This window comes from Streptomyces sp. McG3, assembly GCF_018619185.1.
In the GTDB taxonomy this organism is placed as follows: domain Bacteria; phylum Actinomycetota; class Actinomycetes; order Streptomycetales; family Streptomycetaceae; genus Streptomyces.
In genome coordinates, this window is record NZ_JAAXYC010000226.1 from 1 (window position 1) to 13,131 (window position 13,131).

11 protein-coding genes are annotated in these 13,131 nt (G+C 70.5%); 3 read left to right on the forward strand and 8 right to left on the reverse strand.

Annotation, left to right across the window (positions count from 1 at the left end; all coding sequences use genetic code 11):
• Positions 1 to 55: 55 nt before the first annotated feature.
• The 6 genes from HET64_RS28040 to ssd form a co-directional block, all read right to left on the reverse strand.
• The gene (locus tag HET64_RS28040) at positions 56 to 430 is read right to left on the reverse strand and encodes a TadE family type IV pilus minor pilin (protein WP_215109946.1); all 375 of its coding nucleotides are present in this window, start codon (positions 428 to 430) and stop codon (positions 56 to 58) included.
• Positions 431 to 524: 94 nt separating this feature from the next.
• On the reverse strand, positions 525 to 791 hold the full coding sequence (locus HET64_RS28045; RefSeq protein WP_215109947.1) for a DUF4244 domain-containing protein: 267 nt from the start codon (positions 789 to 791) through the stop codon (positions 525 to 527).
• 184 nt (positions 792 to 975) lie between these two features.
• Complete coding sequence (locus HET64_RS28050; protein ID WP_251145977.1) at positions 976 to 1,779, reverse strand: type II secretion system F family protein; 804 nt, start codon at positions 1,777 to 1,779, stop codon at positions 976 to 978.
• A gap of 35 nt (positions 1,780 to 1,814) precedes the next feature.
• Positions 1,815 to 2,738: a type II secretion system F family protein gene (locus HET64_RS28055; RefSeq protein WP_308370396.1), complete on the reverse strand. Its 924-nt coding sequence runs from the start codon at positions 2,736 to 2,738 to the stop codon at positions 1,815 to 1,817.
• Positions 2,735 to 3,883 carry a TadA family conjugal transfer-associated ATPase gene (locus HET64_RS28060; RefSeq protein ID WP_215109950.1) on the reverse strand — a complete coding sequence of 383 codons (1,149 nt, stop codon included), beginning with the start codon at positions 3,881 to 3,883 and terminating at the stop codon, positions 2,735 to 2,737. The genes HET64_RS28055 and HET64_RS28060 overlap by 4 nt, the downstream gene beginning before the upstream one ends.
• A complete protein-coding gene (gene ssd / locus HET64_RS28065) occupies positions 3,880 to 5,016 on the reverse strand; it encodes a septum site-determining protein Ssd (RefSeq protein WP_215109951.1) in 1,137 nt (378 codons plus the stop codon). The genes HET64_RS28060 and ssd overlap by 4 nt, the downstream gene beginning before the upstream one ends.
• A gap of 500 nt (positions 5,017 to 5,516) precedes the next feature.
• Between ssd and HET64_RS28070 the strand changes: the two genes are divergently transcribed.
• Complete coding sequence (locus HET64_RS28070; protein ID WP_032791512.1) at positions 5,517 to 6,362, forward strand: HAD family phosphatase; 846 nt, start codon at positions 5,517 to 5,519, stop codon at positions 6,360 to 6,362.
• Between the two features lie 443 nt (positions 6,363 to 6,805).
• Here the strand turns inward: HET64_RS28070 and HET64_RS28075 are convergent, their stop codons facing one another.
• Complete coding sequence (locus HET64_RS28075) at positions 6,806 to 7,630, reverse strand: oxidoreductase (protein WP_215109952.1); 825 nt, start codon at positions 7,628 to 7,630, stop codon at positions 6,806 to 6,808.
• A gap of 102 nt (positions 7,631 to 7,732) precedes the next feature.
• On the opposite strand from HET64_RS28075, the gene HET64_RS28080 reads away from it, so the two are divergent.
• Positions 7,733 to 8,728 carry an ATP-binding protein gene (locus tag HET64_RS28080; protein ID WP_215109953.1) on the forward strand — a complete coding sequence of 332 codons (996 nt, stop codon included), beginning with the start codon at positions 7,733 to 7,735 and terminating at the stop codon, positions 8,726 to 8,728.
• 108 nt (positions 8,729 to 8,836) lie between these two features.
• Here the strand turns inward: HET64_RS28080 and HET64_RS28085 are convergent, their stop codons facing one another.
• Positions 8,837 to 10,324: a hypothetical protein gene (locus tag HET64_RS28085; RefSeq protein ID WP_215109954.1), complete on the reverse strand. Its 1,488-nt coding sequence runs from the start codon at positions 10,322 to 10,324 to the stop codon at positions 8,837 to 8,839.
• A gap of 411 nt (positions 10,325 to 10,735) precedes the next feature.
• Here HET64_RS28085 and acs point away from each other — a divergent pair, with 411 nt between their 5' ends.
• Positions 10,736 to 12,733 (forward strand): acetate--CoA ligase, encoded by a 1,998-nt coding sequence (gene acs / locus HET64_RS28090; protein WP_215109955.1) that lies wholly within the window; start codon positions 10,736 to 10,738, stop codon positions 12,731 to 12,733.
• Positions 12,734 to 13,131 lie beyond the last annotated feature (398 nt).

The window sequence follows — 13,131 nt, forward strand, 5'->3', positions numbered from 1 at the left end:
GCCCCAACGACGACACCCGCCCAGGCCCCGGCCCGGGTCTCCGATTCCCTCGCCCTCACGGCCCGGAGCCCCCGACCGTGTCCTCCGCCAAGGCGGCCGCCTCGGCGCTCAACGTCAGGGCCAGCACGCCCGGCCCCGGGGTCGGGGCCTCCACCCGGACGCGCCACAGGTCTCCTGCCCGCCCCACCTCGACCCGGGCACCACGGGGTGCCGTGTCGCGGACGGCTTCCCGTACCGCCTCCTCCGGCTCCGAACGGGCCGCCGCCCGTGCCCCCGCCCTCGCCGCGTCCACACAGCGGATCTGGTCCGAGGCCGCCATCAACGCCCACAGCAGGGCCATGGTGAAGGCCACCAGCACCGGGATCACCACGGCCGCCTCCGCGGTCACAGCGCCCCGGTCGCCGCGCCCGTCGCCACCGTCGCCACGCATGGCCGCTCTCCCGTGCCGCCCCCACTGCCACTCCCGGGGAAGGCAGCGGTCCGACGCCACGGGCCCCTTCCCCGGGCGGGGCCCCGGCGGGGTCTCAGAACTTCGCATCGAGCGCGTCCTCGACCAGCGACTGCAGCGCCGACAGCACCGGCCCGCTGTTCACCACCTTGTAGAGCACCGCCGCGAAGGCGCACGCGGCGATGGTTCCCACCGCGTACTCGGACGTGGTCATCCCTCGGTCGGACCGGCCGAACCGCCCCGCCCACCGTGCGGCCCACTTCGCCCTCCGGTCCGGCACGCCCGCGGACAGCCGGCCGCCGCGCAGAACGTCGACGGCCCGGCCCCAGAACTTCGTTTCCATTTCATCCCCCGATGAGCATCGATGACGAGCGGGCGCCCGAAAGGAACACCCGTGAGTGACAGTGAAAATGAATGACCGCCAGGTCGCCGTCGGCCGCGAAAGCCCGGCACGCCCACCGGCCCGCGCAGCCCCACCAGCCCGCGCAGCCCCACCAGCCCGGACGGCCTCACCTGCCCGGACGGCCTCACCTGCCCGGACGGCCGGTCGCGAGCAGGTCACCGGCCAGGCCGATGATCACCGGCGCCACCCCGACCGACAGGAAGGCGGGGAGGAAGCAGAGGCCGACCGGCGCCGTGATCAGCACCCCGGCCCGCTGCGCCCGCGTCACCGCCGCGGCGGCTCGCTCGGCGCGCATCGACTCGGCCAGCCTGGCAACCGGCTCCGCGGCCGGGGCCCCCGTCGAACCCGCCCGGTGCAGACAGCGGGCCAGCGGGCCGGCTCCCGGTATCTCCCCGAACCGACCCCACGCCTCGGCCGGTTCGCCGCCGAGGCGGATCTCGGCGGCCGTGCGGGCGAGCCGGTCACCGACCGGGCCGCCGATGGATTCGCCCACCTCCGCGGCCGCCTCCCGGGGACCTGCGCCGACCGCGATACAGGCCGCCAGCAGATCCGCGGCCAGCGGAAGCTGCCCGGCGATCACGGCCCGCTCCGGATGGGTACCGCCGGGACGAGCGCGAGGCCGGGACCGCCGCCACCTCCACATCCCGTACGCCGCGGCCGAACCGACCGCGCAGCCCATCGCACCACCGATCAGAATCCATCCGGCCAGCCAGGCCCCGGCCGGGGCCGCCCACTGCCGAGCGGGCTCGGAGAGCCCCGAACCACCGCTCGCCCGGAACGGTGCGACCATCCGGCGCCACCTGCCGGGCCGTGCCGCAAGGACTGTCCCCAGCAGCAGCTCGCCCCGCCCGCGCACCGCTCGCTTCCGAAATCCGGCGGCGATCACGGCTACCAGCTGAGCCGCCACACCCAGCACCGCCGCCGACATCCCCAGGCTGTGGAGAACTTCTCCAGCCGCCGCGTTCACGCCGCCTCCCCTCCGCGCACGATCCGGCAGGCCCAGTACAGCCCGGCCGCCTCCAGGAGCAACCCAACAGCCAGACAGGCCAGGCCGCCCGGGGTGTGCAGCAGTACACGCAAGGGTTCGGCTCCGAGTGCCGCTCCCAGCCCCAGACCCGCAAGCGGGAGCAGTGCCAGGACCACGACCGTCGACCACGCTCCCGCCAGTTGAGCGCGTAGCTCCTCCTGTCTGCGCCGGTCCTCCCGCAGCGCCGTCTCCAGGCGCTCCAGCCCGTTCGCCAGCCCGGCCCCACCGTCCACGGCCACGCGCCAGCACGCGGCCATCCCGGACAGGCCCCCCAGCCCCGGGCCCTGTGCCGCCTGCCGCAGTGCCGCCGGCACATCGCCGCCGAACCGCGCCGCCGCCAGCACCGCGGTCTCCGCCTCCCCCAGCCGGCCGCCTGAAGCGGGCGTAGCCCATGAGCCGGCTTCCGCCGGACCTTCGCGCAGCGCGACCAGCAACGCCTGTCCCGGCTCACGGCCGGCCCGCAACTCCCCGACCACGGCTCCGCACAACGCCGCCACCGCGGTCGCGGCCCGCTCCGCCTCCCGCGCTCCTGCCCGCCTCCGCAACCACCGGCGCACCAACGGGATCGCCATGGCCCCCGCGACCAGCGGCAGCACCGAATCCCCCAGCACCGCAAGCAGCACCGCGACCGGAACGCACCACCACTCCCGACGCCTCCGGGACGACTGCCTCACACCCGCCAGGGCCTTGAGCAGGTGTGGCCGCCATCGGCTCCATGGCCGACCCGGCTCGGCTGGAGTGTCCACGAACAACACCCTCGCCCGCCGAACGCCCGTGTCCCGCACCATCGTGAGCCAGACCGCTGAACCCGCGCAGAGAGCCACCGCCTGGGGCGCGTACGCGGACGTCACCCCCGTCACAGCGCACCCCCGATCAGCGACCGCAGACGTTCCCATCCGCGCTCCGGAACGAATCCGCCGACGCCCCAGCTCAGAGCCGGAACCGTGAGGACCAGTCCCGCCGCGTCCCGCTCCAGGACGTGCACCTCGGCGACGCGCCGTTGCCCCGCGCGGTCCCGCACGAGATGCACGACCACCGAGAGCGCGGCCGCCAACTGACTGTGCAGCGCCACCCGGTCGAGACCGGCCGCCGTGCCCAGAGCCTCCAGTCGGGCCGGCACATGCTCGGCGGCATTGGCGTGGACAGTGCCGCACCCGCCTTCGTGTCCGGTGTTCAAGGCGGCCAGCAACTGGGTGACCTCAGCTCCTCGCACCTCTCCGACCACCAGCCGGTCGGGCCGCATGCGCAGTGCCTGCCGCACCAGATCCCGCAACGTCACCCGGCCCGCCCCCTCCTGATTGGCCGGACGGGACTCCAGACGGACCACATGCGGATGGTCCGGCCGCAGCTCGGCGGAGTCCTCGGCGAGCACGATCCGCTCGTTCGGGCCGACCGCGCCCAGCAGACTGGCGAGGAGCGTCGTCTTGCCCGCCCCTGTGCCGCCGCTGATGACATAGGAGATCCGGGCTTCCACGAGCGCCCGCAGGATCCGGTCTCCGCCCGGCGGCACCGTGCCCGCGTCCACCAACTCCGCCAGCGAGAAAGCCCGTGGCCGCACCACGCGCAGGGACAGGCAGGTCGAGCCGACGGCCATCGGGGGCAGCACGGCGTGCATCCGTGTGCCGTCGGGCAGTCGTGCGTCCACCCACGGACGTGCGTCGTCCAGCCTCCTGCCCGCCACCGCGGCGAGACGCTGGGCCAGCCTCCGCACCGCCGCCGCATCAGGGAAGGTGACGCCCGTCAGTTGGAGCCCACCGCCCCGGTCCACCCACACCCGGTCCGGCGCGGAGACCAGCACATCGGTCACCTCCGGGTCCGCGAGCAACGGCTCCAGCACTCCGGTGCCGACGAGCTCGCCGCGCAACTCCGCCGCCGCCCCGAGCACCTCGGCGTCCCCCAGCAACCGCCCCTGGGCCCGTAGAGCGGCGGCCACTCCGGCCGGGGTGGGAGCGGCACCGCTGCGTGCCAGCCGCTGGCGTACGGCGTCGAGCAGTTCGTCCGTCATGCCGTCCCTCCCCCGGGCAGTCCGGTCACGGAGCTTGCGTCACCGGCCGCCGCCACCTGGTCCCAGAAGGCCGAACAGAACCGGGCCAGCGGCCCCCGGGCACTGCCTCCGGGCGGGGTGCCGTCGTCCTGGGAGGCCAGAAGGCCTGATTCCCTCGGGAGTTCGCCGACGAGCGTGAGGCCGATGGCCCGGGCGACCCATCGCCCGTCCAGCCCTGACGCGTACGGCCCCCGGGGCACCACCCGCAGGTCGTCCAGCACCATTCCGGCCGTGGCCGCGACGCGCCTGGCCGCTGCCACCGCGCGCAGTTCGCCCGGCACCACGAGCAGGCCGAGATCGAGTTGGGCCAACGCTTCGGCCACTGACTCGTCGACCCGGCGCGGAAGGTCCACGACCACCACCCCGCCGAGTCGTCGCGAGGCGGCCAGCACCGCACGCATCGCCTGCGGCGGGATCACCACTTCGTCGTCCCGATCCCAGCTCAGCACCCGCAACCCGTGGAGCGCGGGCAGCGAGTCCTCAAGGGCTCCGCCCCCGAGACGGCCCTTCGACTGCGCGAAATCCGGCCACCGCATGCCTTCGGCACGTTCGCCGCCGAGCAGGACGTCGATTCCGCCCCCCAACGGGTCGGCGTCGATCAGCATCGTCCGCCTACCGGACCTCGCCGCACTCACGGCAAGGGCGCAGGCCAGCGTCGACGCGCCGGAGCCGCCCCGGCCGCCCATCACACCGACGGTGAAAGCGGGCCGCCCCACGCCTTCGGCGGCGTTGGCGATCTGATCGACGAGCCAGGCCTCGGAATCGGGCAGTCGCAGCACATATTCGGCCCCGATCTCCACTGCCCGCCGCCACACGTCCGGGTCGTCCTGGTCCCGGCCCACCAGCATCACCCCCTTCCTGCGGCCGGCGCCGCGGCAACGCGCGGCGGCGTCATCTCCCACCAGCACCATCGGAGCCCGCTCCCAGCCGCCCCGACGTCCGGGCGGCCCGTGATGAACTTCCGGCTCGGCTCCGGCCGCCGCGCACAGCCGCAGCAGGTCGTCGAGCAGCTCCACGTCCTCCGTCACGATCAGCGGACCTCCGCGCCGCCCCTCGGCGACCGCCGCTCCTTCTCCTGCGATGGATCCAGCCACGATCTCCGCCCCCTTCTCACTGCCCCTTCAGTGCGGTTCGCGGTGTTCTCGGAGCGTTCCGAGATGCGCGATTCCGGCACCCGCGGACTTCGCGGGTGGAATCAACGTGCAGCACCTCGGAAAATCATGTGGATCTTGATGAAAAACTGTGGACAACTTCGAGGCTGTGAATAACTTCGTAACCCGAACCAGCGACTTCCGGAGCGCAGCCCTCTGGCTACACACTGTGACGAGATGAGTCGCACGACACCCGGCTCACACAATCGGGCCGATGAGCGGCCAGACGGGAGGCTCAGGTGGCTCCCACCCCTAAAACGCGTCCGGACATGCGACGACCCCCGCCGGGGGGGAGAGCGGGGGTCGTCCCCACGGCCGACTCGGGGGGGGAGGAGTCGGACCGGGTTAGCACGGTCGCGAACGATCCGTGACTTCCATGGTGTACCCGAGGGCCTTCTCAGGCAAACCCACGCGCCGGAGTTTACGCCGAATGGTGGGCCCCTATGCTCAGCGTTGTGGAAAACTGCTTCTCGCCGCGCACAGCAGCCTTCTTTGACCTGGACAAGACGGTCATTGCGAAGTCTTCGACGCTGACCTTCAGCAAGTCCTTCTACCAAGGCGGACTGATCAACCGCCGCGCTGTACTGCGCACTGCGTACGCACAGTTTGTGTTCCTCGCCGGGGGCGCAGATCACGACCAGATGGAGCGGATGCGTGAATACCTCTCCGCCCTCTGCAAGGGGTGGAACGTCCAGCAGGTCAAGGAGATCGTCGCCGAGACCCTGCACGACCTGATCGACCCGATCATCTACGACGAGGCCGCCACCCTCATCGAAGAGCACCACACGGCGGGGCGCGACGTGGTCATCGTTTCGACCTCGGGCGCCGAAGTCGTCGAGCCCATCGGCGAATTGCTCGGCGCCGACCGCGTCGTCGCCACGCGCATGGTCGTCGGTGACGACGGGTGCTTCACGGGCGAGGTCGAGTACTACGCCTACGGACCGACCAAGGCCGAGGCCGTGAAGGCGCTCGCGGTCTCGGAGGGGTACGACCTTTCGCGCTGCTACGCCTACAGCGACTCCGCGACCGATGTACCGATGCTGGAATCGGTCGGCCACCCGCACGCGGTCAACCCCGACCGCGCGCTGCGCCGCGAAGCGACCCTTCGCGAGTGGCCGATTCTCGTCTTCAACCGCCCGGTCCGACTCAAGCAGCGACTGCCCGCCTTCTCGATGCCGCCCCGCCCCGCTCTCGTGGCGGCGGCCGCGGTCGGAGCGGCGGCCGTCACCGCCGGGCTGGTCTGGTACGCCAGCCGTCGGCGTACCGCCGGCGCCACTCTGCCCGGGTGAGGCGGGGCGAGGCTCGGCGAGGCGAGCAGGGGCGCTCCATCCGCATGGCGCCTCGCCCGATTCGCCCTTGATTGAACCTAAAAGTAAAGAAGCGGGGCCAGGGGTTTCCCTTCCCCTGGTCCTGGAGTACAAAGGATCTAACGGCCCGCGAGACCAAGGACATCCGCGAGGATGACCTGCAACGCAGAACGGCCCCACGGACCGCGCACGAATGCCGAGTACCCACGCGACGTCGACCCGTCGATTACGGGCCAGCCGCACCAGGTGACGGGCAAAGTACCCGACCTGATGGGCAACCTACGAGGACGCTTGGTAACTGGGCGGACGTGCCAGCGGCGGTACCGCACATCGGTGCCGCCGCAACCCTTGCCCCGGGCCATCACCCCACGGCGTACCCGGAAGCCGACCTCTTCACCATCGGGCACCCGAGCCGCGGCAGGCCATCAGGCGGCGCCGCGCTGAAGCGCCTCGCACACCGCGGTCGACTCACGCACACCCAGCTCGACGGAGCGCCCACAGTGGGTGATCCATGCGGCCATGCCCTCCGGGGTTCCGGCCGTATAGCCCTCGAACGCCGCGACATAGGCCGCACGACCCTGTTCCGCGTGTCCCACCTCGGCCGGGCAGATCGACTTCGGGTCCAGCCCGCTGCCGATCAGCACGATGCGCTCGGCGGTCCGCGCCACCAGGCCGTTGTGCGAGCCGAACGGGCGCAACGCCAGTAGCTCGCCGTGCACCACGGCGGCCATGACCAGCGCGGGGGCGCTACCGCCCGCGATGATCAGCCGCGAGAGCCCTTCGAGTCGGCCGGCGACCTCCTCGGCCCCGGGAACCGGCGCCTCGATCAGCGGCTCGTCGACGGATTCACCCGCCAGCCGGGGGCGCCCCACCGCGTCGTCGGGAGTCGCTCCGCCGGCCGCCACCAGATGCAACCGGGCCAGCACCCGCAGCGGCGACTGCCGCCAGATGGACAGGAGTTGCCCGGCTTCCGCGGAAAGCCTCAGCGCGGCGCCGACCGTGCGCGCCTCGTCCTCACCACTGAAGTCGGTACGCCGACGCACCTCCTCGAGGTTCCAGTCGGCACCGGCCAGCGCGGCCGAACCACGAGAACCCCGCAGCGCGGCTTCGGCCGTGACCTCATTGCTGCGGCGCCGCATGACGCGATGACCGTAAACCCGGTCGACGGCCTTGCGCACGGAGTCCACGGCATCGGGAACGCCGGGCAGGGAACCGAGCGCGGCGAGCGGGTCAGAGGCAGTCGTACTCATAGGTAGCGAGGCTACGCGCCCACCACACCCGCACCACCCCCAAGTGGCCTTCTTCACGAACAGTGACCGCACACCGCGACGGACCGGCTACCCTAGGTGAACATGAAGATCGCTTTCGTCGGGAAGGGCGGCAGCGGAAAGACCACGCTGTCCTCGCTCTTCATCCGCCACCTCGCCGCCAACGAAGCCCACGTCATCGCCGTGGACGCCGATATCAACCAGCACCTGGGGGCCGCCCTCGGCCTGGACGAGGCAGAGGCCGCCGCGCTGCCCGCCATGGGCGCACACCTCCCCCTCATCAAGGACTACCTGCGGGGCGCCAACCCCCGTATCACTTCCGCCGAGACGATGATCAAGACGACCCCGCCCGGCGAGGGCTCCCGGCTGCTGCGGGTCCGCGAGGACAACCCGATCTTCACGGCCTGCGCGCGCACGGTTCGGCTGGACGACGGGGACGTCCGGCTGATGGCGACGGGGCCCTTCACCGAGTCCGACCTCGGAGTGGCCTGTTACCACTCCAAGGTCGGGGCCGTGGAGCTCTGCCTCAACCACCTGGTCGACGGCTCCGAGGAGTACGTCGTGGTCGATATGACGGCGGGCTCGGACTCGTTCGCCTCGGGTATGTTCACGCGCTTCGACATGACGTTCCTGGTTGCGGAGCCGACCCGTAAGGGGGTGTCGGTGTATCGCCAGTACAAGGAGTACGCACGCGACTTCGGCGTCGCACTGAAGGTCGTCGGGAACAAGGTGCAGGGCCCGGACGACCTTGAGTTCCTGCGTGCGGAGGTCGGCGACGACCTGCTGATCGGGATCGGCCACTCCGACTGGGTACGGTCGATGGAGAAGGGCCGGCCGTCCAGGTTCGAACTGCTGGAGGCCGACAATCGGATGGCCCTGCAGACGCTGCAGGACGCCGCCGAGGACTCGTACGGGTCGCGCGACTGGGAGCGCTACACGCGCCAGATGGTGCACTTCCACCTGAAGAACGCCGAGAGCTGGGGCAACGAGAAGACCGGCGCGGACCTGGCCGCCCAGGTCGACCCCGCCTTCGTGCTCGACGAACGCCAGGCAGGAGCGGGCGTGACCGCATCCGTCTGACTCATCGCACGGGACCCCCTCGTCGGCCGCCTTTCGGTGGCCGACGAGGGGGCGAATGATGCGTCGTGAGCGATCGGCCGATGTTTCGGCCGGCGTCACCTCGGTGCTTCAGCCGTTCCCTCCGGCGGGGGCCGAGCCCGCGTCACCCTGACCCGAGGCATCGCCCGGGACCTGGTCCGGAGTCTCTCCGGCGTCCTCGGCCGGGGCCTCTCCGGCATCCCCGCCCGGGACCTGGTCCCGAGCCTCTCCGGCGTCCTCGGCCGGGGCCTGGTCCTTGCCCTCACCTTGGTCCTTGCTCTGTTCCTTGCTCTGGCCCTTGTCAGCGGGCCGCGCGGCGGCCTGCTGGGTGCCGAGGTAGGACGACCAGCCCGTCTTGGGCGCCTCGCCGACGCCGAGCGTGGTGAGCTTGGCCAGCGTCTTCGGGTCCTGTGCGTCCAGCCAGTCGGCGAGTTGGCGGAAGGACACGCAGCGCACGCCCTCCTTGGTGCACACCTGCGCGATGGTCTCCTCGATGGCGCGCATGTAGGTGCCGCCGTTCCAGGACTCGAAGTGGTTGCCGATGATCAGGGGCGCCCGGTTGCCGTCGTACGAGCGGTCGAAGGCCTGAAGCAGCCCGTCCCGCATCTGGTTGCCCCAGTACTCGTGCTGGGAGGGGTCTCCCTGGGTGGCCGTACCGGACTGGTTGACCATGAAGTTGTAGTCCATCGAGAGGGTCTCGAAGGCGCGGCCCGGCATCGGAACGAGCTGGAGCGGAATGTCCCAGACCCCGTCCTTCTTCTTGGGCCAGACCTGGTTGCCGACGCCACTGGAGTCGTAGCGGAAACCCATGGTCCGGGCGGCGGCGACCATGTTCTTCTGGCCTTCGAGGCAGGGGGTGCGGGCGCCTACGAGTTCCTTGTCGTAGTCGAAGGGGAGCGGGGCCTCGCCCTTCAGCTCCGGAGTGTTGGTCTTCCAGCTCTTGACGAAAGCTTTCGCCTGGCTGATCTCGCTCTTCCACTCATCGACGGACCAGGTGCCGACGCCGCCGTCCTTGCCACAGAAGTGGCCGTTGAAGTGGGTGCCGATCTCGTTGCCTTCCAGCCACGCGGCACGCACCTCGTTGAGGGTGTCGCGGATGCCATCGGTGTCGTTGAAACCGATGTCGGAACGGCCCGGCGCGTGCTGGGGCGGGTTGTAGAGGTCCTTCTTCTCCTCCGGCAGCAGGTACACGCCGCTGAGGAAGTACGTCATCTTGGCGTTGTACTTTTTGGCCACGCCGCGGAAGTGCGAGAAGAGTTTCTGGCTGTCCTCTCCGGCGCCGTCCCAGGAGAACACCACGAACTGGGGAGGCTTCTCGCCGGGCGCCAGGCGTTCGACGGCCGGCACCTTCGGCTGGACCCCGGTGAAGGCGGTGGACCCGTCCCCGATCAGCTTGACCGCGTTCTTCGGGGCTGCGGCCGGAGGGTTCTCCTTGGCGCCGTGGGCGCCCTTCTCCGCGTCGGCTCCGGCACCCCCTGACGCGGACCCCCCGGATCCGGCTCCGGAACAGCCCGCGAGCACGGCGACCAAGGCCGTGGACATGACGCCCAAGGTGATCCTCTTCGTGGCGGCCATCATCCGCCCACCCTCTTCCTTGCAGGTTATTTGCGTTGAAGTGCCGACACGGCGCGGCCAAATTCGCACGCGGTTCCGCATAGCAAGGGCGACATACCGAATGAAAAGCTGCTTATTCACCGATAAGAGTTATCAACTAGCCCGAACGCCTCCGGCCTGAACCGGGCAAGCCCCGGCCCCGTGCAACCAGATGACCCCGTTCCGCATCCCCCCCCGACACCCCGAGACACCCCGAGACGCCTCGACACACCCCGAGACGCCTCGACACACCCCGACGGGGACGGAACCGCCGTGCGCCACGCGTCGTACGGCGGCCCTCGACCGCGGAGCGGGATCATGGCTCCATACACGAAGACACAGGTCTAAACCAATTCCCGGCAGGCCCTTGTCACCTGGCCCCGCGCCTGATGAGCTATGCCCCGGGACACAACGGACACCCTGGGACTGGGAGAAGTCGTGAGCAACGAGAGCCTGGCCAACCTGCTTCGGGAAGAGCGGAAATTCGCTCCGCCTGCTGAGCTGGCCGCCAACGCCAACGTCACCGCAGAGGCGTACGAGCAGGCCGAGGCGGACCGGCTGGGCTTCTGGGCCGAGCAGGCCCGCCGCCTGACGTGGGACACCGAGCCGACCGAGACCCTCGACTGGAGCAACCCGCCCTTCGCGAAGTGGTTCGCGGACGGCAAACTGAACGTCGCGTACAACTGCGTGGACCGCCACGTCGAGGCGGGCAACGGCGACCGGGTCGCCATCCACTTCGAGGGCGAGCCGGGCGACAGCCGGGCCATCACCTACGCGGAGCTGAAGGACGAGGTCTCGCGCGCCGCCAACGCCCTGACCGAGCTGGGCGTCGGCACGGGCGACCGGGTCGCCGTCTACCTGCCGATGATCCCCGAGGCCGCGATCGCGATGCTGGCCTGCGCCCGCATCGGCGCCGCGCACTCCGTGGTCTTCGGCGGCTTCTCCGCCGACGCCATCGCCGCCCGCATCAAGGACGCCGACGCCAAGGTCGTCATCACCGCCGACGGCGGCTACCGCCGAGGCAAGCCGACCGCGCTCAAGCCCGCCGTCGACGACGCCGTCTCGCGGTTCGAGAGCGTCGAGCACGTCCTCGTCGTCCGCCGCACCGGCCAGGACACCGCGTGGACCGAGGGCCGCGACGTCTGGTGGCACGAGATCACCGCCCGGCAGTCCGCCGAGCACACCCCCGAGGCCTTCGAGGCGGAGCAGCCGCTCTTCATCCTCTACACCTCGGGCACCACGGGTAAGCCGAAGGGCATCCTGCACACCTCCGGCGGCTACCTCACCCAGGCCTCGTACACGCACAACGCGGTCTTCGACCTCAAGCCGGAGTCCGACGTCTACTGGTGCACCGCCGACATCGGCTGGGTGACCGGGCACTCGTACATCGTCTACGGGCCGCTGGCCAACGGTGCGACGCAGGTCATGTACGAGGGCACCCCGGACACCCCGCACCAGGGCCGGTTCTGGGAGATCGTGCAGAAGTACGGTGTCACGATCCTCTACACCGCCCCCACGGCGATCCGTACGTTCATGAAGTGGGGCGACGACATCCCCGCGAAGTTCGACCTGAGCAGCCTCCGTGTCCTGGGTTCGGTCGGTGAGCCGATCAACCCCGAGGCGTGGATGTGGTACCGGAAGAACATCGGCGCCGACCAGTGCCCGATCGTGGACACCTGGTGGCAGACCGAGACCGGCGCGATGATGATCTCGCCGCTGCCCGGTGTGACGGAGACGAAGCCGGGAAGCGCCCAGCGCGCGCTGCCGGGCATCGCCGCCACCGTCGTGGACGACGACGCCAACGAGGTGCCGGACGGCGGGGGCGGCTACCTCGTCCTCACCGAGCCGTGGCCCTCCATGCTCCGCACCATCTGGGGCGACGACCAGCGGTTCATCGACACCTACTGGTCGCGCTTCGAGGGCAAGTACTTCGCGGGCGACGGTGCGAAGAAGGACGAGGACGGCGACATCTGGCTGCTCGGCCGGGTCGACGACGTCATGCTCGTCTCCGGGCACAACATCTCCACCACCGAGGTCGAGTCCGCCCTCGTCTCCCACCCGTCGGTCGCCGAGGCGGCCGTGGTCGGCGCCACGGACGAGACGACCGGCCAGGCCATCGTGGCGTTCGTGATCCTGCGCGGTACGGCGACCGCCTCCGACGAACTGGTCGCCGAACTGCGCAACCACGTCGGCACCACCCTCGGCCCGATCGCCAAGCCCAAGCGGGTCCTGCCGGTCGCCGAACTGCCCAAGACCCGCTCCGGCAAGATCATGCGCCGCCTCCTCCGGGACGTCGCCGAGAACCGCGAACTGGGCGACGTCACCACCCTCACCGACTCCTCCGTGATGGACCTGATCACCACCCAGCTGCCGTCCTCCTCGTCCGAGGACTAGGACCGGCAGCACAGACAGCACAGACAGCACAGACAGCACAGACAGCACAGACAGCACAGACAGCACAGACAGGACCGACAGGACCGACAGGACCGACAGGACCGACACGGCCTACACGGCCTACACGGCCTACACGGCCTACAGCACAGAACTGACACATGAGTACGGAGTACGGCTCCGATGGGCATCCGGCAACGCGCCGGGTGCCCATCGGGCATTTAGTCTGAAGATCACCCATTACGGCCCGCTCTTTACGCCCCCGGTAGAGTGGGCGCTTCACCCACAACCGCAGAGAACATCTCCACAGGGGCGCCGGGAAGTCTGGTCGGCATGTCCATCAGCCATGCCCTCATGCCGCCCTGACCTGGAGGTCCTCTCGTGGCACCGCCCAACCCGCC